This is a genomic window from Ruegeria sp. CDSB029, assembly GCF_059611125.1.
This window is the reverse complement of the sequence record NZ_JBXWOX010000012.1, coordinates 72,251-93,527: the sequence shown is the minus strand read 5'-3', so window position 1 is coordinate 93,527 and position 21,277 is coordinate 72,251. Positions and strand designations below refer to the sequence as shown.

Below are 21,277 nucleotides of genomic sequence, written 5' to 3'. Positions count from 1 at the left end.
ATTGCAGGGGCGTGCCTTGCTAGTCTTGCCTGTTACGGATCAATCCAGCCGATATTACCATCTTCGCGACGGTACACGACATTCAATCCGTCCTTGTTTTCGTTCCGGAACACCAACACCGGCGCACCGGCAAGTTCCATCTGCATGACCGCCTCTCCAACACTCAGCGATGGGATCTTGGTTTCCATCTCAGCCACGATCATGGGCTGCAGAGTATCGGGCTCGTCAGCCGTCTCCGATTCGTCAGAGGCGAGGATATAAGACGACGCTCCGAAGAGTTCAACAGGCTCGGACCGATCCTTGTGGTGGTCTTTCAGTCGGCGCTTATAACGGCGCAGTTGCGTTTCCATCTTGTCGCAGCATCCCTCAAACGCCGCGTAAATCTCGGTTGCGTGTGCCTTGGCCTGAGCGGTCAGACCAGTGGAAAGATGCACTGTGGTTTCGCATACATATTCATGCGCTGAACGGGAAAAGACGACGTTGGCATCTGTCGGACGTTGGGCATATTTGCCCACGACCTCGCCCAGTTCGGTCTGCACATGAGTCTGCAGGGCCGCACCGATGTCGATCTGTTTTCCGCTGATTTGGTAACGCATGTGATCTCCTTCACAATTCACACCCATTTCTGACGTCACGTAATGCGACGCGCTTGTTTTTATCGGGTGGGGGACATCGGCAAATCCTGCGGTAACCGCACCGGCCCCCCTTCCAGGAAGGGACGTCGTGATCCAGTCGGGAACCGAAGAAATGCCATAGTCCAATTGAGGCAAGAGACGGCGGGAGAGTCAATCAAAACAGGCGTGTATATACGTGATTTCCGCCATGCGCCTGGCGAAAATCTGCGCAAGCTTATGAAATACGGAAGTTTTCGCCCAGGTAGACCCGGCGCACGTTTTCGTTTTCCACCACTTCGTCGGGTGTGCCGGACATCAGGACCTGACCGTCATGCAGGATGTAGGCACGATCCACGATCTCTAGTGTTTCGCGCACGTTGTGATCGGTGATCAACACGCCGATTCCACGCTTTTTCAGGTCCGCAACCAGATGGCGAATATCCCCGACGCTGATCGGGTCGACACCTGCAAAGGGTTCATCCAACAACAGATATTTCGGGTCTGCTGCCAAACAGCGCGCGATCTCGACCCTGCGGCGTTCACCGCCCGACAAGGCCAGCGCGGGTGCGCGGCGCAGGTGTTCGATCGAGAAATCGGACAACAGTTCTTCCAGCCGCTCCTTTCGGCGGTGAGCATGGTTGACGGTAATATCCAGAACGGCGGCGATATTGTCCTCGACACTCATGCCACGGAAAATCGACATCTCTTGCGGCAGATATCCGATCCCAAGTCGCGCACGGCGATACATAGGCAGCGTTGTGACAACCTGACCGTCAATCGTAACAGTGCCGGCCTCAGGAAACACAAGTCCCGCGACCGAGTAGAATGTGGTGGTCTTGCCTGACCCGTTCGGACCCAACAGCGCCACCACCTCGGATCGACCCAAGGTCATGGAAACGTCGCGTATCACCGTCTTTTTTCGGTACGACTTGCGAAGTTTTTCGATTTTCAGGCCAGACGCGCCTTCGGCTACCGTCAGGTTTGGCTGAGCCATCAGTTGGCCCCCTGCTGCAGGATGGTCTTCACGTTGCCGGTCATCGTCGCTTTGCCGGTGGTCAGGTTGGCGTTCATCTGGTCGCCGCTGATCGTGCTTGGACCCTGCAACAGTAGAACGTTGCCCTTCATGACGATCTCACCTGAATCGATGGTGTATTCCGCCCAGTCGCCTTCGGCCGCATCCGGAGGGCTGACCAGAATCACATCTTCGGTCGCTTCCATCCGTTCGATGCCTGAACGGTCTTCGTTATAAATGACTAGCACGCGTTCCGCCGTCAGGCGCATTTCGCCCTGAATGACGATCACGTTCCCCAGAAACTCGGCCGAGCCGTCTTCCTGATTTACGTTCAGCTTTTCCGAGGTTACCTCGACCGGCAGGCTTGGGTCGGCATTGGCCGAACCGAAAGCAACCTGAGTTTCCTGCGCTGTCGCAGAGATCGCACCAGTTACCAGAGCAGCGCTTACAAGGGCTAATCGAAAATAGAACACAGGTTATCTTTCTGCTTTTTGAGGCTCATACACCAACTTCACGCCATCTGTAAAAATAATATGGACCGGTCCATCTTTTTTTTCAGTCCCAAAAGTCATTCTGCCCGCAGTAAAATCACCAATAATACCGGTTCCGTCGACCTGACCGGGCGTGTCGCCCTGAATTTCGTCCAGCGCGGTGTTCAACAGATCCGTTGTGACGACGATGCCGTCCGTTGTTGTTATAACCACATCCCCGACAAAGGTAGCCGTATTCTTGTCCGGACGGATCATGCCAGAGTTGGAATCCAAAGTGATCACGCCGCCATTCAGCAGGCCAAAACGACCCCGAAACTCGGCCGCTGTTGGCGCTTCGCCCTCAGTACCCTGCGTTGCCCGGCTTGCCTCGATTTGAACGTCTTCACCCTTGCGGGTTGTTCCTTGGTAGTTGGGCTGCGTCACCACCTGATCCGCCAAACGTTCATCGATATCCTGCTGGTTGAAGGGCACGGACACATTGGTTTCGATGCTGCGCGACAGTAGGAACACGGTCGACAGCATAGCGATAGCCACCAGTGGCAGCACCACCTTGAAGAACTGTACCCTGCGTGAGTGTCCGTCCACCGCACTACCCTCCGCTTAGCCCAATCCGACACGCAGGCAGTCGTGGATATGCAACAGCCCCTCGGCTGGGCCCTGTGTCTCGGGGTCTACCACGAACAGCGAAGTGATCTTGCGGTCGTTCATGATCGCCACCGCCTCTTCCGCCATTGCATTCGGGGAAATGGTCAGCGGATTGGTGGTCATGACCTCTTTGGTGGTCTTGTCCAGAAGGCCGTCCATATTCCGGCGCAAATCGCCGTCAGTCACGATGCCAATCAGGCGGCCCGTCTCATCCGTCACGCCGACAACGCCAAAGCTTTTCTGGCTCATGACCAGCAGCGCCTCGCTCATTGGGGTACCCTCAGACACAACTGGCAGATCGGCGTGCATCAAATCCCGCACCTTTGAAAGCTGCGCGCCCAGCTTGCCGCCGGGGTGGAAGGCGCGGAAGTCCTCGGGCTTGAAATCACGGTACTTCATCAACGCAATGGCCAGCGCGTCCCCCATCGCCAAGGTCAAAGTGGTCGAGATCGAGGGCACCATGCCAAAACCGCAAGCCTCGCCCAGCGACGGGATCAGCAGATGCACATCCGCCTGCGTCATTAGCGTGCTTTCCGGTTTGCTGGACAAGCCGATCAACGGAATGCCAAAGCGGCGGGTAAAGGCCAGCAGATTGACCAGTTCCGGCGCTTCGCCCGAGTTTGAGATGGCCAGAACCACATCGCCTTTCGACACCATGCCCAGATCGCCATGGCTGGCCTCGGCAGGGTGTACGAAATAGGCCGGCGTGCCGGTGCTGGCCAGCGTGGCGGCAATCTTGTGGCCAATATGACCCGATTTGCCGATACCGCTGATGATGATGCGGCCCGGAGCCTGCAGGATCATCTGCACAGCATCAGCAAAATCTTCATTCAGGCTTTCGGCCAGCACGTCCAACGCGCGGGCTTCGTCGGTGATGACCTGACGTGCGGTTCTCAGGAATGCTTCGGTATCGGTCATGAGTGCGCAAAAATATCCGTTTCGGGCCAACCGGCGAGGTCCAGTTTCGCACGCATCGGCAGGAATTCAAAACAGGCCTGCGCCATTTCGGTGCGGCCTTCGCGGGCCAAGCGCCCGTCCAACGCCTCGCGCAGCTGATGCAGGTACAGTACGTCCGAAGCCGCATAATCCAGCTGCGCATTTGTCAGGGCTTCGGCGCCCCAGTCGCTCATTTGTTGCTGTTTGGAGATATCGACACCGATCAACTCCTGACACAGGTTCTTCAGCCCGTGGCGATCCGTATAGGTTCGCACCAACCGGCTGGCGATCTTGGTGCAATAGACCGGAGCCGCCAGCGCGCCAAACGCGTGGTACATCGCAGCGATATCGAAACGCCCAAAGTGGAACAGTTTCAGCACGTCGGGGTTTTCCAGCATCGCACACAGGTTCGGGGCCTCGGTCTGCCCCTTTTCGACCTGGACGATGTGGCTGTTTCCGTCGCCGCCTGACATCTGGATCACGCACAGCCGGTCCCGATGCGGATTCAGACCCATGGTCTCGCAGTCGATGGCCACAACAGGGCCCATATCCAACCCGTCCGGCAGGTCGTTTTTGTAAAGATGATTTGCCACGGGGCTTGTCCTTTGTCCGGTATCGTCCCCGAGATAGGAGGTTTGGTCCCTAAACTCAACGCCATCCATAACGGGGCGGCAGGGACCCGTACGATACGTTGACCATATCCCTATGGGGGGGATAGGGTTATTACATGACACAGCACAAACACGAGTCGCACCCGCAGATCCATGCGCGTTTGAAACGGGCGCACGGACATTTGGCCAGGGTAATATCCATGCTCGAAGATCAAGACCGCTGCACCGACATCGCACAGCAGCTTTTTGCGGTTGAAAAGGCGATTACCAACGCCAAACGGGCCTTGATCCACGATCATATTGATCATTGCCTGTCGCCAACCACCGCAGCCAAAGACCCGGACGTGGAAGACTTCAAAACCATCACAAAGTACCTCTGACCGATGCTGAGCGTCCTGAAGAACCGTGTCTATCGGCATTTACTGGCGGCTCAGGTGGTCGCGTTGATGGGAACCGGGCTGGCGACGGTTGCCTTGGGGTTGCTCGCCTTTGATTTGGCCGGTGACGCGGCAGGTATGGTTCTGGGAACCGCCCTGACCATCAAGATGGTGGCCTACGTGGTTGTCGCCCCGCTCGCCGCTGCGTTTGCGGAACGGCTGGACCGACGCAAAATGTTGGTGGTGCTAGATCTGGTGCGTGCCGCCGTTGCGCTTTGTCTGCCGTTCGTAACCGAGATCTGGCAGATCTATGTGTTGATCTTCCTGCTGCAATCGGCCTCTGCCGGTTTCACCCCTGCCTTTCAGGCAACGATCCCGGATGTTCTGACAGATGAGCAGGACTATACCAAAGCCCTGTCGCTGTCCCGACTGGCCTATGACCTCGAAAGCCTGCTCAGTCCCGCTCTGGCTGCAGCGCTGTTGTTGATCATGAGTTTCGACAGCCTGTTCTGGGGCACAAGCTTTGGGTTCATTGCATCGGCAATCCTTGTCGTGTCAGTCGCCCTGCCTTCGCCCAAACCGACGAAACGGAGGGGGATTTACGACCGGACGACCCGTGGCATCCGCCTATACCTTGGCACGACACGGTTGCGCGGCTTGCTGGCGTTGACCTGGACGGCCGCGTCAGTCAGCGCGATGGTTATCGTCAACACTGTCGTAATCGTGCGCGCCGATCTTGGGCTGTCGGAAAGCGCTGTGGCCGTAGCATTAGCCGGGTATGGGGGCGGCTCGATGGTGGCGGCCTTCATCCTGCCGTCTCTTCTGAACAACTACGAGGATCGCAGCGTTATGCTGGCTGGTGCAGCATTCGGGACACTTACGATGGCCGTTGCAGCGGGGTTGTTCGCCTCGACCCAGATGACTTTGTGGGGGCTCGCAGTGTTATGGGCAGGTGCTGGCTTTGGCTATTCAGCCACTCTGACACCCTCCGGCCGTCTGCTGACACGCACGGCCCGCCCGGAAGACCGACCAGCAGTTTTCGCCGCGCAGTTCACCCTGTCCCATGCCTGCTGGCTGGTACTGTACCCGATGGCCGGGTGGCTGATGACCACCAAAGGAACCGAACAGACATTGATCTGGATGACTGTGGCGGCCCTTTTGGGGCTTGGTGTTGCGCTTCTGATCTGGCCGCGCTCCAGGCAGAAAATCACGTCGGGCGAACACGCTGACAAACCTTGAGCATCCCAAGGTATTTGCACTACACCTTGGCCCTATGGATCAGCTTGACCGCCGCATCATCACAGCCCTGCAGCACAACGCCCGCGAATCTACGACTAAGATCGCGGCGAAACTCGGTGTGGCCCGGACCACCGTGCATGAACGCATCCAACGGATGGAAGAACGCGGCGTGATTGCCGGGTATTCGGTGGTTCTGAGCGAGCCCGAAGACGCCCCGCGCGTTCAGGTCGTTGTCTTGCTTGAGGTTCAGCAAAAAGAGACCAAACGTATTATCAAGCGGCTGGAAACTTATCCCGAGGTCAAACTCTGCCTGTCGATCAATGGGGAATTCGACCTGCTGCTGTCCGCCGAAGCCCCCAGGATCGAGGATCTGGACATTCTGGTCGACGAATTGGCAAAGATCCCCGGGGTTTTGCGAACCAACACCAGTGTCGTGTTCGGCCGCCGGATCGACCGAAACTGAGCAGCCGATAACCCTCTGTAAACCCTGACACAGCTAGCTTGGCCCGGACTGACCAGAATCCCGGACCGGCAGAATGCCATATCGAACGATCTTAGGACTGACCTTGGTGACGCTGTTGGCTGCGCCGCAGGGTTTTGCCATGCCCAACACCCAAACGGCCCGCACTTGCGACCACGCCGCCCAGCGCGCCGCCCGGTCCGAAGGTGTGCCACTGGATGTCATGCGTGCAATTGCCCGGGTTGAGACAGGCCGCACGGCTGATGGGGCGCTGCAACCCTGGCCCTGGACAATCAATGTTGAAGGAAAGGGCGTTTGGTTCACCTCAGAGTTCGAGGCAAAATCATATGTGTTCGACATCTTCAAAGCAGGCAAACGCAGCTTTGATATCGGGTGTTTCCAGATCAACTACCGCTGGCACGGCAAGGCATTCCGCTCGATCGACGCCATGTTCGATCCTGATGAAAACGCCACATATGCCGCGCGATTTCTGAAAGATCTATATGCCGAGCTGGGCTCGTGGAAAGCTGCCGCCGGGGCCTATCACTCGCGCACACCCGCTTTGGCGAACGCCTATGTGGCGCGTTTTCAAACCGTTCTGGCTCAGTTGGATCAGCAAACTCCAAACGCATTTGCGACGCGCGATCCGTTTACCGGGGCTGCCGATCCATTAATTCCACGTCGGGCAGAGCCTGCCAACACTGGCGCGATGGGATCGCTAGTACCGGTGGCTGGTGCCGCGACGGCCTTCATACAGTTCAACTAGGAGCTTTGTGTGCCCAAGATCGACGCCCGTTCGCTTTTCTCTCCGACCGTGCTGCTGGCGCTGGCGTTGATGACTGTCATCGTAATGATGATCCTGCCTATGCCCGCATGGGTTCTGGATGTTGGCCTGTCCGCCTCATTCGCGCTGGCGATTCTGATCTTCACACTGACGTTGTTCATCGAACGCCCGCTGGATTTTTCGTCATTCCCAACCATCCTGCTGGCCTCGCTGATGCTGCGACTGTCGCTGAACGTGTCCTCGACCAAGCTGATCATCGGTCAGGGGCATACCGGCCCTAATGCAGCCGGAGTTGTGATCGAAGGCTTTGCGAACTTCGTCATGGGCGGCAGCATCTTTCTGGGCCTCGTCGTGTTTGGTGTGCTGCTGATCGTGAATTTTATGGTCATCACCAAGGGCGCGGCCCGCATGGCCGAAGTCGGCGCGCGATTTGCTCTGGACGGAATGCCCGGCAAACAGCTGGCCATCGACAGCGACATGTCCGCCGGGGCCATTGATCATCAACAAGCGAAAGAGCGCCGCGAACGTGAACAACAGGAAACCACGTTCTTCGGCTCGCTCGACGGGGCCTCGAAATTCGTCAAAGGTGATGCGGTTGCCGGGCTGTTGATCACGCTTCTGAACCTTGTGATGGGCCTGATTATGGGCGTGATCGTGCAGGGAATGCCCATCTCTGCCGCGTTTGAGACCTATGCCATTCTGACTGTTGGCGACGGACTGGTCTCGCAAATTCCCGCCGTGATCATCTCGATCGCTTCGGCACTTTTGCTGGCGCGGGGCGGAACCCAGGGTGCGACCGACAGCGCGATCTTCTCCCAACTGGGGCGCCACCCTGCGGCGCTGGGCACAGTGGCGATGCTGATGGTGTTATTTGCGTTGGTGCCCGGCCTGCCCTTTTTGCCCTTCATCCTTGGCGCAGGCGTTCTGGGCTATGCGGCCTATTCGGTGCACCGCAAACAGAAGGCCGAGGCCGACGCGGAACATGCGCCCTCGACGCAGGATGAGACCCCGGTCTCGCAGGCCATCGGGGACATTCTGGATCTGGACGACGTCCACCTGGAATTCGCCCCTGATCTTGTCAGCATGGTTCTCAACCCTGGCACCGGGCTGGACGCACGAATTGCCAATATGCGCACATATGTCGCCTCAGGCTTTGGATTGATCCTGCCTGACATCCGCCTGACCGACCGGGCGGAACTTCCACTGGGAACCTATGTGATCAAGGTACAGGGGGTCGAACAGGCACGCGGTGTTCTCAACCCTGATCTGGTACTGGCGCTGGTGCAGGACGGCCATGACATGCTGCCTGAAGGCAATGATGTGACCGAACCTGTTTATGGCGCTCCGGCGCGCTGGATTCTACCAAAGGATCAGGAAGCCGCGGCGCTGAGCGGCGCGACCATCGTTTCTCCCCCCGAGATTTTGGCGACACATCTGCTTGAGATCATCAAACAGAACTTCGCGCGGCTGCTGACTTTGAAATGCCTGCGCCGCCTGCTGTCCGAGATGACACGGCTTAGCGATCCGGTTCGGGCCGAAGCGAACCGCAAGCTGCTGGACGAGCTGATCCCGGACAAGGTGCCAATCGACACGTTACATTCTGTTTTGCGCCTGCTGCTGGAGGAAAAAGTCTCGATCCGTAACATGGCCCTGATCCTTGAAACTGTGGCCGAGGCGCGCTTGACCACGACGCAACCCGAAGGGATTTGCGAGTTGGTCAGGCAAAGATTGGGATTCCAGTTGGTTGCCGACATGAAGCGGGGGGACGGTTCCATTCCGCTGATCCAGCTTGCGCCTGAATGGGAAGACACGTTTGCCTCGTACCAGATCGACGCGCCCAACGCTGGATTGGATGTCGCCCTGCCGCCGAACCTGTTCAACAAACTGGCAGATGGTGTCGTCGAAACCGTCTCGCAATCCGCCGATCACGGGGTGTTCCCGGCAGTCGTAACCTCAACCCGCCGACGTCGATTGCTGCGCACGATCATGCAGGCGCGGGGGGTGTCGAATCCGGTCCTGTCCTTTGAGGAAATCGGGCTCGAGGCCAGACCCGCATTGGTCGGAACGATACCCGCATGATCGCTGTGCCTCCAGCGTTGCTGCCGGAACTGGCAGATGGTCTGTGGCACCTCTTTGCCGTCTTCCTGCGCGTGTCGGCGCTGGTATCGCTGTTACCCGCCTTCGGGGAACGCAGCATTCCAACCCGCGTCAAGCTGGGGATCGCCGCGGCATTTACACTGATCGTGACGCCCGCCGTTCCAGCGCCTGACCACGGGCAAGGGTTATTGCCTTTGGCGCGGATGATTGGCTCCGAAACACTTGTCGGGCTGGCACTGGGCATTGGACTGCGCCTGTTCGTGCTGGCCTTGCAAACTGCGGGGTCCATCGCGGCACAATCGGCATCTCTGTCGCAGATTCTGGGCGGGGCCGCTGTCGATCCTGTTCCTGCAATGGGATATCTGTTGACACTCGCAGGTCTGACATTGGCGGTTCTGCTAGGCCTGCACATCCGCATCGCGCAATTTCTGATCCACAGCTACACGCTGTTTCCAATGGGCGTTGCTCCGCTGGCACCGGATATGTCGCAATGGGGCGTGAAACACATCGCGCGCAGTTTTGGTCTAGCGTTCAGCCTGGCCATGCCCTTCGTCATCGCGTCGCTGATCTATAACCTTGCGCTTGGGGTCATAAACCGGGCGATGCCTCAGTTGATGGTGGCCTTTGTCGGTGCCCCCGCGATCACCTTCGCGGGTTTGTTTCTGCTGTTTGCTGGCATCCCTTTGATCTTGTCAGTGTGGTCCGATGCCTTGTTCGCCTTCATTGTGAACCCGCTTGGGGTCAAAAGATGAGCGGTCAGGACGACGACAGTGACAAGTCCTTTGAGGCGACACCGCAAAAGCTGCAGAAAGCGCGCGAAAAAGGGGAAATCGCCAAGTCCAACGACCTGAACGTTGTGGCGGCCTATGTCGGTTTGCTGGTTGCTATGCTTGCTGCGGGGCAATTCGCGGTGCGCAACATAGGAACGTTGTTTGTCGTGTTGATTGATCAGGCAGATGATTTTGGCCAACTGCTGACAACAGGTTCGGCGTCCAGCCCCGTCGGGGGGATGCTGCAGACGGCTGCATTGTCTGTTTCGATCCTGTTTGGCCTGCCCGCCGCCGCCGTCCTGCTCAGCCTGATTTCACAACGTGCGCTGGTTTTTGCGCCCACCAAGCTGAAACCCAAGATGTCGCGCATTTCGATACCGTCCAATGCCAAGAACAAATTCGGGCGCAGCGGCTTGTTCGAATTTGCCAAGAGCTTTGCAAAACTGGTGATTTACTGCACATGCCTGGCGCTTTTCCTGCGGGCCAACCTCAGCGAGATTCTGTCCGCAAGCGCGACTCAAGCCCAGTCTTCAGTGATGCTTATGATGAATCTGCTGTTTCGGTTCATGTTCATCGTCATTGCGGTGGCTCTGACCATCGGTGTGGTCGACTACATCTGGCAATACGCCGAACACATGCGCAAGAACCGGATGTCGCGCAAGGAAATCCAGGATGAGACCAAAGATGCCGAAGGCGACCCGCATGTAAAACAGCAACGTCGTCAGCGCGCCCAGGATATCGCAACCAATCAAATGATGGCCGAGGTGCCAAAAGCCGATGTCGTGATCGTGAACCCAACCCATTTTGCCGTCGCGCTGAAATGGTCCCGGACCGCCGGATCGGCACCTGTTTGCGTGGCCAAGGGCGTGGATTCAGTTGCAGCCGCCATTCGCGAGGCCGCCGGGCAGGCCGGCGTCCCAATCCACCCGGATCCGCCAACAGCACGTGCATTGCATGCCACGGTCGAGATCGGGCAGCAGATCTCGGAAGAACATTACCGCCCCGTTGCCGCCGCGATCCGGTTTGCTGAGGCAATGCGCAAACGGGCGAAGGAGCAGATCTGATGAAACGCAAGCAGCTGCAGGATCTGGCAAAAGTGACCGAAGCCGCGTTTCAGCGAGAATTCCAATCCCTGCGCCCGTTGCTCGAGGCCGAGGCACGGGTACAACAACAATTGGCCCGACTTGACGCCCAAGTCCAACAAACCCGGCAAGAGACAGCGTCTGCGGAAGGTTACCGTATTACCGGAACGGATGTTCTTTGGAACGGGTGGGAATCGGCGGCACGCAGACAGCTCAACATGCAGCTTGCGCGGTTACGAGCACAAAAGCTGACAGCCCTTACGAATCTGCGCGTCGCATTCGGGCGCAAGCAGGCGGTTTCCAATTTATGCAAAAAACCCAATAAGGACTTGCCCGTGATCTAACCAGGGCCGGTCGACCCGTCACGTATCCTGACGGTTCACACTCATGATCAGAACCTTTGAGACATCGTCCCCTAAATCCTTGCGCGCCTCATCCAGCAACGCCTCGCGTAAGACCCCCAGGTTATCCGAGCGGGTGAAGTTCCCGTCAAAACCACCGGTATTGGCGTGGTCGAACAGTACCTGTAAAAAGCGGTCACGCAGTTTGGGTTCCGAGGCATAGAACGGCTCGGCCATTCCAGGTGTGACCTCAAGGCTTAGCGACATGGTGACAAGTGCAGCAATCCGATCCGATTCCACGATCGGAACCACGAATTGCTTGGTCAGCTTCAGATACTCATAAGAACCCAAACCGTCCTTTTTGTCCGCTTTGCCGGATTTTTTTGCCGTGGCTTTCGGGTCTTTCTTCTTAGTCTTGTCTTGTTTTGACTCGACGTTCATATCTTTGGCACCTTCTGCCTTTTTGTCCGAAGGGGCCAGAAACACGCCTGCCGCAATGCCACCACCCAAGCCCGCGAAAAGAAGGACGACCGGGATCAGTTTTTTCATCACTCCCTCCCCTCAGAATGGCAAAATTGAATCCAGGATTTGCTGCCCGTAACGGGGCTGCTGAACGTCAGAGATCTGACCGCGACCACCGTAGGACACACGCGCCGACGCGATCTTGTCGTAGGTAATCTCATTCTGGCGCGAGATATCCTGAGGGCGCACGTAGCCCGCGACCAAAAGTTCACGCAGCTCAAAGTTGACGCGCAATTCCTGCGACCCCGAGATCGAAAGCACCCCGTTTGGTAAAACATCAATCACGGTTGCGGCCACCCGCAGGGTCAGCTTTTCCTTTCGCTTTACTGATCCTTTGCCTTTGCTGGTCGACGAGGAATCGATCGACACGGCTTCGTCCAGGGATGCGCCATTTGGCAGGTGCTCGGCCGCGCGTTGCGGTAAGCCAAACAGCCCCGGCACCTCAAGACTTTCCGAGCCGCTACGGGATCGGTTGGTGTCATTCGATATCTCGGCCTTTTCGTCCAGCTCGATCACGACCGTCATGATGTCCCCTTTCTTGATCGCGCGCTGATCTCCCAGCAGAGACTGCTGACCACCGCTCCAAAGCGAGGATTTGTCGACACTGCGCGCCGGCTGCGTATGCAAAGGCAAGCCGGGCCAAAGCATCGCCACATGTTCCGGCGACTCATCATTGGACGTAAAGCTTGGTGGTTTGCCAAGGTGATCCACACGGCCACAGCCCGACAAGGTGAGAACGGCAACCAACAGAGTTTTAGGAAGTACTGACATCATTTTACCTCGATCTGGCCGTTCGACCGGATACGTCCGGTTACGGTTGTGCGTGACGACAGGTTCATGACCCGGATTCGATCCCCGACCGCGCCACGGCCCAACGCGCGACCCTCGGCGGTGATGGACAGGGGGCGGCGGTCAAAAACAAGAACGACAAGATCGTTTCGATCCACAATTGCAGGCGGACCGAAATCGCCCTCACGAATAGGACGCCCGGGGTAGAGGGCGACGCGCGCCTCTTGCCCAACAAGAAAGTCCACATTGCTCACCGCGTTTGGAACCATCTGATCCTTGGTTTCCAGGTCAGTGGCTGAAATGATTTCCTTGGCCCGAATTGTGCGTTTCGACACCACAATTTCAGCCATTGCCGGGATCGGAGCCGTCAAGGCCAGAACAAAACTCAGAGCCCGCATCACCGCACCTGCGTCGTTGCGCCCATCATCTGATCGACGGCGGATATGACCTTGGCATTCATTTCATATCCTCGCTGTGCCTCAATCAGTTCGGTAACCTCGCGCACCGCATCGACCGAACTGTCCTCGAGATAGCCCTGCCGCAGCGTGCCCATCCCATCCTCTCCGGGTGCGCCAACCACGGGCGCGCCCGAAGCTTCGGTTTCTTTGAACAGGTTGCTGCCAATCGCCTCGAGCCCCTTGGCGTTGGAAAAACTGGCCAAAGTGAACTCTCCCAGCAGTTGCCCCTCTGGCGCGTCATCGAAATAGGCGTAAACTTCACCCGCGGGGTTAATCGAGATCGACCGCGCATCGTCGGGAATGGTGATCTCGGGCGCTACGGCAAACCCGTCCGATGTTACGATCAGCCCCTCGGCTGATCGTTTCAGGCTGCCATCGCGGGTATAGCCGGACTGGCCGTTGGGCAGCGTCACTTCCAGATAACCGCGCCCTTCGATGGCGATGTCCAGATCGCTTCCGGTGGCTGACAAAGCACCCTGCGATAGCTGCACGGTCACCGCCGCCGGGCGAACCCCAAGACCTAACTGGATACCTGTTGGCAAAACCGTACCGTCATTGGCATTGACCGCGCCTGCTCGTGCCATCTGCTGATAGTGCAGATCGGCGAATTCGGCGCGCCTTGCGTTGAAACCCGTGGTGTTCATATTCGCAAGGTTGTTCGAGATCGTCTCGACTCGCATCTGTTGCGCCGTCATTCCCGTCGCCGCGATTTTTAAAGCCCGCATGTCAAATTCTCCTTGTACAAATCAGCGCATCAGCGCCTTGAGCGCACCGCGCGCACGTTCGTCTTCGGCCTCCAGAAAGCTCTGCCCCAATTCATAGGCGCGCTGGATCTCGACCATGCGCGAGACCTGGGCGATGGCATTCACATTCGATCCTTCGAGAAAACGGTGAACGACCACAGGTTCTTCGACTGGTTCAATATCGCCCTCGGCCCGAAACTGCGTGCTGCCTTCGCGCACCAGTGTTTTGGGATCGGCAACTCGGTAAACACCGATTTGTCCCAGCAATTGCCCGTCGACACTCAGCGTACCGTCGCTGCCGACATCAATGGTTGCCGCGTCCGGCGGGATAAAAACGGGCGCGCCATTGCTATCCAGCACACGGTGCCCGTCCATTGTCACCAGATCTCCGTCCGCGTTGGATGAGAACGCACCAGCTCGGGTCAGACGGTTGCCCGCGGGGGATTCAACCATAAAGAACCCATCCCCTTCGATGGCGAAGTCGAACTGCCCTCCGGTTTCGGTCAGCACGCCTTGCTGCAGCGACGTATTGCGCACTTCGGCGCGGCTCATGGACAGGGACGGGTTTCCGGACATATCGCGTACGAATTCCGAGAAAACCAAACCTTGCGCGCGGTAGCCGGTGGTGTTGGCATTGGCGATATTGTTCGCCACCAGGCGCATTTCGTTCATCAGACCCGATTGCCGGGACAGGGTGACATAGGCGGTATCCATCAGCGACCTTCTGCGATTAAAGGGATCAGTGTTCCTGCGAAGAACGTGACCAGCGTCTGGGTCATGAAGCCCATTGAGATCCAGAACACGATGACGATGGCGATCAGCTTGGGCACGAAGGTCAGCGTCATCTCCTGCACCGAGGTCAGCGCCTGGAACAGGCCAACGATCAGGCCCGAAACCAGCGCCACCGCCAGGATCGGAACCGAGGTGATGACCGCGACCCAAAGCGCCTGACGTACGATGTCATAGAACAGACCTTCGCTGAGCATTGCGTCAGACCGGCATCCGCAGGATTTCCTGGTAAGCCTCGACCACCTTGTTGCGCACGATCACAGCTGTTTCCACCGCCAGTTCGGTCTGCGCCAGCGCCTGCACCAATGCATGCGGATCGGCCTGCCCGGTCATTGCGGCCTGCGACATCTGCTCGGACTGTTTCAGCGTCGCGGCAAAGTCCTGAAACCCTGCCCGCAGCCCCTGGGCCATTCCGGCATGGTCTGGGTCAGCTTGCGTTGCGGGGCGCGCGCCCGCATAACTCTGGGCCGCATTGATTGCTCGGATATCCATTTTGGTGTCCTTTATTTTCTAAGAAGGTCCATCAGGCTCGACGACATCTGACGAGTCTGATCGAACATCTTTAGGTTGGCTTCGTAACTGCGTTGCGCCTCGCGGGCGTCGGCGATCTCGATCATCAGATCGACGTTCGAGCCACGATAGTGACCCGTGTCATCGGCCATCGGATGACTTGGGTCGTAAATGCGAAACAGCGCGCGGCGGTCCAGCTTGACCCGCCCAGCCTGCACCATTTCGTTGCCGCCTTTGTTCACGGCCTCAAACGGAACCGTCTTGCGCCGATAACCCGGCGTATCCGCGTTCGAGATGTTTTCGGACACATGGCGCAAACGCGCGGCCTGTGCGCGCAAGGCGCTGGCAGAGGCCGTCAGAGAATGGGAAAAGTCACTCATCCTATGGCCCCCTTATGCCCGGCCGACGCTGCTGCGCAGAATGTTCATTGAAGATTTGTAGATCGCCAGGGCACGGTCATGCTGACGCTTGACCTCAACGCCTTTTAGCATCTCTTCCTCGACAGAAACGCCATTGCCATTTGGGTCACCCGAAGGCGAGGCTTCAATCTCAGCCCAAGGTTTTGGGCCGCCAATACCGTTGAGGTGACCCGCCCGCGTCGCAGTCATGGCGACCTCACGACCCGAGCTTTCGAAGGCTTTCTGAAAATCCTCGATATCGCGGGGCTGGTAGCCTGGCGTATCCGCATTGGCCATGTTTCGTGCAATGACGGATTGCCGTTGCCCGGCATGGGTTGCCATTGCGTACGCGGTCTTAAAGACGTTCAGGTCATAGAACATCGGGGCTTCTCCCTCGATCAATTTCAATCAAGGCTTAACCCCGATTCCTTTAAAAACCGTTTTCAGAAACCGTTGGAGAACCCACGATGTCCGATCTTGACCCGATGCTTTTGAAATGCGAATTCGACCGCCTTACTGCCATGCACCATATGGGACGAGTGGCCAGTGTCGCGCGCGGGGTCATAGAGGTTGAGGGCCTCGAAACCCATGCCCGGATCGGGGATCATGTGACTTTACGCCGACGCAATGGGCCGGATCTGGCAGGCGAAGTTCTACGTGTCGAATCGGATATGATCCACGTGCTGCCCGCCATGGCACCAGACGGGGTCTGCCTTGGCGACAGGGTGATTCTGCTGCAAACACCCGCCTTTGCGCCGGGTATGCACTGGTTGGGACGGGTGATTGACCCGTTCGGTCAGCCGCTGGACGGAAAACCGCTGCTGCAGGGCATCCAAACGTACGACATCATGCGATCCCCACCAGCGGCAGTCGATCGCAAACCTCTGGGTGGCCGAATGGAAACTGGTCTTGCTATGCTGAACACCATGCTGCCATTGGTTCAGGGACAGCGCGTTGGTTTGTTTGCAGGTTCGGGCGTGGGAAAGTCCACTTTGCTGGCAACTCTGGCGCGATCTATGCAGGCGGATGCAGTCGTCGTCGCGCTGGTGGGTGAGCGTGGGCGCGAGGTCAACGAGTTTGTCGAACATGCACTGGGTTCCGAGGTAATGAAGCGGTCAGTCGTTGTAGCCGCAACGTCTGATCAGTCCGCCTTGGCCCGCCGCCGATGTGCCTGGTCCGCGATGTCGGTGGCAGAATACCTGCGCAATCAGGGTCTGAGCGTGCTGTTTCTGGCGGATTCGGTCACTCGGTTTGCCGAGGCGCATCGTGAGATTGCCGTGCCTATGGGCGAACGGCCTTCGCTGCGCGGATTTCCCCCTTCTGTAACCCCTTTAATTGCCGCCCTGTGCGAGCGGGCCGGGACAGGCACGGAAGAGCAGGGCGACATCACAGCAGTGTTCAGCGTTCTGGTTGCAGGATCTGATATGGATGAACCCATTGCCGATATCCTGCGTGGCGTTCTGGACGGCCACATTGTCCTGAGCCGTGAGATCGCCGAACGCGGCCGGTTTCCGGCCATTGACCTGAGCCGCTCGGTCTCGCGCAGCCTGCCGAGTGCGGCCACGGCGGAAGAGAACCTGTTGATATCCCAAACCCGCCGACTGGTTGGCAGCTATGAGCAATCCGAAGTTATGATCAGGGCCGGGCTTTACTCCGAGGGCGCGGACCCACTTCTCGATCAGGCGGTGCGTGTTCATGATGACCTGGACGGCTTTTTTGCTAAACCCGAAACGGAAGACATCCAGAACAGCTTCAACCACCTGCAGCTGATCCTGCGTCGGGCAGGAACCGCTTTGGCGCAGTAGAGATATCGCGACAGTTTTAAACGTTAAGCCCGCCTTAAGACCTGCACTGCTACCTCGGAAGCGGGTGATAAAAAGGTGGTGGAGATGGGTGCGCAATCCAATGCGGCGCCAATCATCATCAAGAAGAAACGTGTGTCCGGTGGCGAAGGTCACCACGGTGGCGCGTGGAAAGTCGCATATGCCGACTTTGTCACGGCCATGATGGCGTTCTTCATGTTGATGTGGCTGTTGAATGCAACGACGGAAAAACAACGCAAAGGACTGGCGGATTACTTTTCGCCAACAATACCGGTGAATCCGGTGTCAGGCGGCGGTGACGGCGCCTTCGGCGGCAACAATATGTTCTCGGAAAAGACCATGGTGATGGATGGTTCGGGCGCCAGCCAGAAAAGCCCGACGGTTGCCCGGCAGGCACGCGGTTCGGTCGGCGTGAACGCAGAAGGTGGTAAAGAGACCGTCGAGGATTTTTCGACACTCGAAGCCGAGCTTCTGGGGCGCACGGGCGAAAGTCTGGTTTCGGACAAGGTCCGGAAACATATCGTCACGCGCGTCACTGACGAAGGCTTGGTTGTCGAGCTGTTCGATACCGAGGATCAACCGCTGTTCGAATCGGGAACCGACAAGCCCACCGCCATGATGCGCGCACTGGCGCTGCTGGTGGCGCGGTCTTCGGATCTGGTACAGAATGCCGTCGCAGTCGAGGGTCATGTGCGCGCTTCACCAGTTGTCTTGGCAAACAACCCGGCCTGGGACCTGTCAACGACCCGCGCTCAAACCGTGCGCCAGATGTTGCAGGGCAAGGGTTTGTCCGCCGAAAGGCTGGATCGGGTCACGGGCCACGCGGACCGCGAACTGACAGCCAAAAACCCGATGGCAGTTCGCAACAACAAGATCGAGATCATTTTTCTGCGTACGCCCTAGAATTCAAAAGGATAGAACGCATTTTACCTGTTAGCGTGCTGTTAAGGGCCAGCACGTTAGCTGTTGCATCACGTTTTGACGCAACAGAAGGGCGTGCCAATGACAATTTCCTCTTCGCTGAATGCCGGTGTGGCCGCTTTGAAGGCCAACGCGAACCGGCTGGCGACCATCTCTGACAATATCGCCAACTCGTCCACCTTTGGCTACAAACGGGTTGAGACCGACTTTCACTCGATGGTCACCTCCGGTCAGGGTGGAAGCTATTCGGCAGGCGGCGTCAGAACCACGAGTCAACGCATGATCGACCAGCGTGGATCGCTGGTCACAACGAACAATTCAACCGATTTGGCAGTGCGCGGCCGTGGCCTGCTGCCCGTGCGACCCAGCTCTCAGGTGGCGTCAAACTCGAATGAGATGCTTCTGACCACAACTGGCTCGTTCCGCACCAATGAGCAGGGTCATCTGGTGACGCAATCGGGGCTTGTTTTGTTGGGTTGGCCCGCTGGCCCGGACGGATCGATCCCTAATGTGCCAAGGGATACGGCAGCTGCGCTGGAACCCGTCAAACTCAGCGTCAACCAACTAACCGGTTCACCGACCACAAGCATGAACCTTCGCATGAACCTTCCGGCCACGGCGACGGATGCCGGCGCACCGGGTGACGCACAGCCTTTGTCTGTTGAGTATTTTGACAACCTCGGAAAATCGGAATCCGTGAATATTGAACTGGTCCCGACCGTGCCCGGTACGGGCTCCAGCAATGAATGGACGATGACACTGCGCGATACCGCATCTGGCGGTGCGGTGATCGGAGAGTACCGCCTGACCTTCACCGACAGCCGAACCGCAGGCGGCACGCTGGCCAGCGTGACCACCATTTCGGGTGGTGCTTACGATCCGGCAAATGGCAGTTTTGTGGTGAACGTGGATGGCGGGCCGATGGAGGTTAATATCGGTCAGATTGGCGACAAAGATGGAATTACCCAGCTGTCGGATACATTTGCCCCCGTATCGATCACGCGCGACGGTGCCCCCGTTGCAACGATGACAGGCGTGAAGGTGGATGAAAACGGGTATGTCTACGCGCAATACGACAGCGGTGTTAGCCGGCGCGTGTACCAGATTCCGCTTGTCGATGTTCCCAACCCGAATGGGCTAACGGCGTTGGATAATCAGACCTATGCCCCATCCCGCGACAGCGGAACGTTCTTCCTTTGGAACGCGGGCGATGGGCCAACGGGCGATCTGGTGTCCTTTGCGCGCGAAGAATCGACGACAGATGTTGCAACTGAACTGACATCAATGATCCAGACGCAACGGGCATTTTCGTCAAGCGCCAAAGTGATCCAGACCGTCGACGAGATGCTGCAGGAAACCACAAACATCAAACGTTGATCCGGGGCTTTGAGCTAGGGAAAGGACCTGTCCGATGAACATGACGACAGCATTGAACAACGCGTTGGGCGGTCTGACCGCCGCAAGCCGCGGGGCCGCAGTTGTCTCGGGCAATATCGCCAACGCCCTGACACCGGGCTATGCGCGTCGCTCGCTGGAATTGGCAACAAGTCCGATCTCAGGCAACGGCGTGCGCACCGTCGGTGTGACGCGCCATCAGGACCCGGCCCTGATCGCCAACCGGCGCGATTCCGACGCAAATCTTGCCGGTACAAGCGCAATCTCAGAGTTCTACACGCGTTTTGAAAAGGCCGTGGGTTCGGTTGATGACCCCAAATCCTTTGCCTCTCGGTTGACCGAATTTGAGAACGACATGACAACGGCCGCCAGCTTGCCCGATTCCAAAGTGCGGCTGGATCAGGCGGCCCGCGCTGCCCGGGATTTGGCGGAGAGCCTTAACGCGGCATCCGAAGGTTTACGTCAGGCGCGGTCGGACGCAGACAGGACCATCGGCAAGCAGGTCAACCGCCTGAACCAGTCCTTGCAGGATATCGAAAAGCTGAACAATAAGATCCCCAGCATCAAGAACTCCGGCAGCGATATCAATGCCTTACTCGATCAGCGCCAAGTATTGATTGATCAAGTGAACGAGCTGATGCCGGTCAATGTCGTAGCGCGGGATAACGACCGTGTGTCGCTATATTCAGACGGCGGCCTGATCCTTTTAGAGGGGCAGGCAGCAGAATTCAGTTTTACGACTACCGGCGAAACCAAGCCGCACATGACATTTGCCAACAGCCTTTTGTCAGGTCTTGAAATGAACGGGCAGCCTGTGCGTACCGGCGGCAATAGTGCGCAGCTTAGGGGCGGTGCGCTGGCGGCTCAGTTCGAGATTCGCGATGAACTGGCGGTTGAGGCTCAAGTACACTTGGACACCGCCGCCCAAGACCTGATCGAACGGTTCGAGACCGCCGGTCTTGATCCGACCGTCGCGGCAACTGATCCCGGCGTGTTCACCGATGATGGCAATCGCTACGACGCAACTGCGGCAATCGGATTGGCTTCGCGCATACGCTTGAACGTGGCAGTGGACCCCGATGCTGGTGGTGACAGCTGGAAATTGCGGACGGGCCTCGGCGCCGCCACTCCGGGGGATCCGGGCGATGCAACACAGCTGAGGGCCTTTAGCGCGGTCCTGAACGATGCCCGTCCTGTTGCCGGGGGGTTATATGGCACCGGCAACATGCGAGCTGCGGAAATTGCCGAGGCACTGCTGTCTAAGGCTGGGGCAAACGCCCATGCCGCCGAGGGGCGCATGACATTCGCCAAGCACTCGCAACTGGAAATGGCCAAGATCGAAGCTGAACGTGGCGTGGATACCGACACCGAACTGCAAAACCTGATGCAGATCGAAAAGACATACGCCGCGAATGCGCGGCTCATCTCGACCCTGGATGAGATGATGGACACTTTGCTGAGGTTATGACG

27 protein-coding genes are annotated in these 21,277 nt (G+C 58.0%); 12 read left to right on the top strand and 15 right to left on the bottom strand.

Going from position 1 to position 21,277, the window contains the following annotated elements; all coding sequences use genetic code 11:
* Positions 1-32 precede the first annotated feature (32 nt).
* The 6 genes from hpf to AC2FI8_RS15120 form a co-directional block, all read right to left on the bottom strand.
* The gene (gene hpf, locus AC2FI8_RS15145) at positions 33-596 is read right to left on the bottom strand and encodes a ribosome hibernation-promoting factor, HPF/YfiA family (protein ID WP_058273067.1); all 564 of its coding nucleotides are present in this window, start codon (positions 594-596) and stop codon (positions 33-35) included.
* A 253-nt stretch (positions 597-849) separates the two neighbouring features.
* Positions 850-1,608, bottom strand: a complete 759-nt coding sequence (gene lptB, locus AC2FI8_RS15140; protein ID WP_058272996.1) for an LPS export ABC transporter ATP-binding protein — start codon at positions 1,606-1,608, stop codon at positions 850-852.
* Positions 1,608-2,099 carry an LptA/OstA family protein gene (locus AC2FI8_RS15135; protein WP_058272997.1) on the bottom strand — a complete coding sequence of 164 codons (492 nt, stop codon included), beginning with the start codon at positions 2,097-2,099 and terminating at the stop codon, positions 1,608-1,610. Before AC2FI8_RS15135 ends, lptB begins: the two co-directional genes overlap by 1 nt.
* A 3-nt stretch (positions 2,100-2,102) precedes the next feature.
* Positions 2,103-2,702 carry an LPS export ABC transporter periplasmic protein LptC gene (gene lptC, locus AC2FI8_RS15130; protein WP_058272998.1) on the bottom strand — a complete coding sequence of 200 codons (600 nt, stop codon included), beginning with the start codon at positions 2,700-2,702 and terminating at the stop codon, positions 2,103-2,105.
* 15 nt (positions 2,703-2,717) lie between these two features.
* Positions 2,718-3,680, bottom strand: coding sequence for a KpsF/GutQ family sugar-phosphate isomerase (locus AC2FI8_RS15125; protein ID WP_496779932.1), 963 nt, complete (start codon positions 3,678-3,680; stop codon positions 2,718-2,720).
* Complete coding sequence (locus AC2FI8_RS15120) at positions 3,677-4,291, bottom strand: ribonuclease D (RefSeq protein ID WP_496726685.1); 615 nt, start codon at positions 4,289-4,291, stop codon at positions 3,677-3,679. The genes AC2FI8_RS15125 and AC2FI8_RS15120 overlap by 4 nt, the downstream gene beginning before the upstream one ends.
* A gap of 134 nt (positions 4,292-4,425) precedes the next feature.
* Here AC2FI8_RS15120 and AC2FI8_RS15115 point away from each other — a divergent pair, with 134 nt between their 5' ends.
* The 8 genes from AC2FI8_RS15115 (at position 4,426) to AC2FI8_RS15080 (ending at position 11,462) form a co-directional block, all read left to right on the top strand.
* Positions 4,426-4,689, top strand: a complete 264-nt coding sequence (locus tag AC2FI8_RS15115; protein WP_496779930.1) for a metal-sensing transcriptional repressor — start codon at positions 4,426-4,428, stop codon at positions 4,687-4,689.
* 3 nt (positions 4,690-4,692) lie between these two features.
* Positions 4,693-5,925, top strand: a complete 1,233-nt coding sequence (locus AC2FI8_RS15110) for an MFS transporter (protein ID WP_496769639.1) — start codon at positions 4,693-4,695, stop codon at positions 5,923-5,925.
* A gap of 34 nt (positions 5,926-5,959) precedes the next feature.
* Positions 5,960-6,388 carry an Lrp/AsnC family transcriptional regulator gene (locus AC2FI8_RS15105; protein ID WP_109311283.1) on the top strand — a complete coding sequence of 143 codons (429 nt, stop codon included), beginning with the start codon at positions 5,960-5,962 and terminating at the stop codon, positions 6,386-6,388.
* Positions 6,389-6,461: 73 nt separating this feature from the next.
* The gene (locus AC2FI8_RS15100) at positions 6,462-7,151 is read left to right on the top strand and encodes a lytic transglycosylase domain-containing protein (protein WP_496779928.1); all 690 of its coding nucleotides are present in this window, start codon (positions 6,462-6,464) and stop codon (positions 7,149-7,151) included.
* A gap of 9 nt (positions 7,152-7,160) precedes the next feature.
* Positions 7,161-9,248, top strand: coding sequence for a flagellar biosynthesis protein FlhA (gene flhA / locus AC2FI8_RS15095; protein WP_496779926.1), 2,088 nt, complete (start codon positions 7,161-7,163; stop codon positions 9,246-9,248).
* Entirely contained in the window at positions 9,245-10,018 is a 774-nt protein-coding gene (locus tag AC2FI8_RS15090) for a flagellar biosynthetic protein FliR (RefSeq protein ID WP_496779925.1), read from the top strand. Before flhA ends, AC2FI8_RS15090 begins: the two co-directional genes overlap by 4 nt.
* Positions 10,015-11,100, top strand: a complete 1,086-nt coding sequence (gene flhB / locus AC2FI8_RS15085; protein WP_496779923.1) for a flagellar type III secretion system protein FlhB — start codon at positions 10,015-10,017, stop codon at positions 11,098-11,100. The genes AC2FI8_RS15090 and flhB overlap by 4 nt, the downstream gene beginning before the upstream one ends.
* Positions 11,100-11,462, top strand: coding sequence for a hypothetical protein (locus AC2FI8_RS15080; protein WP_496779921.1), 363 nt, complete (start codon positions 11,100-11,102; stop codon positions 11,460-11,462). The genes flhB and AC2FI8_RS15080 overlap by 1 nt, the downstream gene beginning before the upstream one ends.
* Before the next feature lie 18 nt (positions 11,463-11,480).
* On the opposite strand, the gene AC2FI8_RS15075 is transcribed toward AC2FI8_RS15080, so the two are convergent.
* Genes AC2FI8_RS15075 through AC2FI8_RS15035 form a run of 9 tightly spaced genes read right to left on the bottom strand, consistent with a single transcriptional unit; the run spans position 11,481 to position 16,049 of the window.
* Complete coding sequence (locus AC2FI8_RS15075; protein ID WP_496779919.1) at positions 11,481-12,008, bottom strand: flagellar basal body-associated protein FliL; 528 nt, start codon at positions 12,006-12,008, stop codon at positions 11,481-11,483.
* 12 nt (positions 12,009-12,020) lie between these two features.
* The gene (gene flgH, locus AC2FI8_RS15070; RefSeq protein WP_496779974.1) at positions 12,021-12,752 is read right to left on the bottom strand and encodes a flagellar basal body L-ring protein FlgH; all 732 of its coding nucleotides are present in this window, start codon (positions 12,750-12,752) and stop codon (positions 12,021-12,023) included.
* Entirely contained in the window at positions 12,752-13,168 is a 417-nt protein-coding gene (flgA, locus tag AC2FI8_RS15065) for a flagellar basal body P-ring formation chaperone FlgA (protein WP_496769622.1), read from the bottom strand. Before flgA ends, flgH begins: the two co-directional genes overlap by 1 nt.
* A complete protein-coding gene (gene flgG, locus AC2FI8_RS15060) occupies positions 13,168-13,953 on the bottom strand; it encodes a flagellar basal-body rod protein FlgG (RefSeq protein WP_496769620.1) in 786 nt (261 codons plus the stop codon). Before flgG ends, flgA begins: the two co-directional genes overlap by 1 nt.
* A gap of 21 nt (positions 13,954-13,974) precedes the next feature.
* Positions 13,975-14,685 carry a flagellar hook-basal body complex protein gene (locus AC2FI8_RS15055; RefSeq protein WP_496779917.1) on the bottom strand — a complete coding sequence of 237 codons (711 nt, stop codon included), beginning with the start codon at positions 14,683-14,685 and terminating at the stop codon, positions 13,975-13,977.
* Positions 14,685-14,957 (bottom strand): flagellar biosynthetic protein FliQ, encoded by a 273-nt coding sequence (locus AC2FI8_RS15050; protein WP_496769616.1) that lies wholly within the window; start codon positions 14,955-14,957, stop codon positions 14,685-14,687. The genes AC2FI8_RS15055 and AC2FI8_RS15050 overlap by 1 nt, the downstream gene beginning before the upstream one ends.
* A gap of 4 nt (positions 14,958-14,961) precedes the next feature.
* Entirely contained in the window at positions 14,962-15,252 is a 291-nt protein-coding gene (fliE, locus tag AC2FI8_RS15045; protein ID WP_113789169.1) for a flagellar hook-basal body complex protein FliE, read from the bottom strand.
* A gap of 11 nt (positions 15,253-15,263) precedes the next feature.
* On the bottom strand, positions 15,264-15,650 hold the full coding sequence (flgC, locus tag AC2FI8_RS15040; RefSeq protein ID WP_496769614.1) for a flagellar basal body rod protein FlgC: 387 nt from the start codon (positions 15,648-15,650) through the stop codon (positions 15,264-15,266).
* 12 nt (positions 15,651-15,662) lie between these two features.
* Complete coding sequence (locus AC2FI8_RS15035) at positions 15,663-16,049, bottom strand: FlgB family protein (RefSeq protein ID WP_496769612.1); 387 nt, start codon at positions 16,047-16,049, stop codon at positions 15,663-15,665.
* A gap of 104 nt (positions 16,050-16,153) precedes the next feature.
* Here AC2FI8_RS15035 and AC2FI8_RS15030 point away from each other — a divergent pair, with 104 nt between their 5' ends.
* From AC2FI8_RS15030 to flgK, 4 genes are all read left to right on the top strand, one after another.
* On the top strand, positions 16,154-17,473 hold the full coding sequence (locus tag AC2FI8_RS15030) for a FliI/YscN family ATPase (RefSeq protein ID WP_496779972.1): 1,320 nt from the start codon (positions 16,154-16,156) through the stop codon (positions 17,471-17,473).
* Positions 17,474-17,557: 84 nt separating this feature from the next.
* Positions 17,558-18,394, top strand: coding sequence for a flagellar motor protein MotB (locus tag AC2FI8_RS15025; protein WP_496779914.1), 837 nt, complete (start codon positions 17,558-17,560; stop codon positions 18,392-18,394).
* Between the two features lie 99 nt (positions 18,395-18,493).
* Positions 18,494-19,789 (top strand): flagellar hook protein FlgE, encoded by a 1,296-nt coding sequence (locus tag AC2FI8_RS15020; RefSeq protein ID WP_496779911.1) that lies wholly within the window; start codon positions 18,494-18,496, stop codon positions 19,787-19,789.
* Between the two features lie 34 nt (positions 19,790-19,823).
* Entirely contained in the window at positions 19,824-21,275 is a 1,452-nt protein-coding gene (gene flgK / locus AC2FI8_RS15015) for a flagellar hook-associated protein FlgK (RefSeq protein WP_496779909.1), read from the top strand.
* The last annotated feature ends 2 nt before the right edge of the window (positions 21,276-21,277 follow it).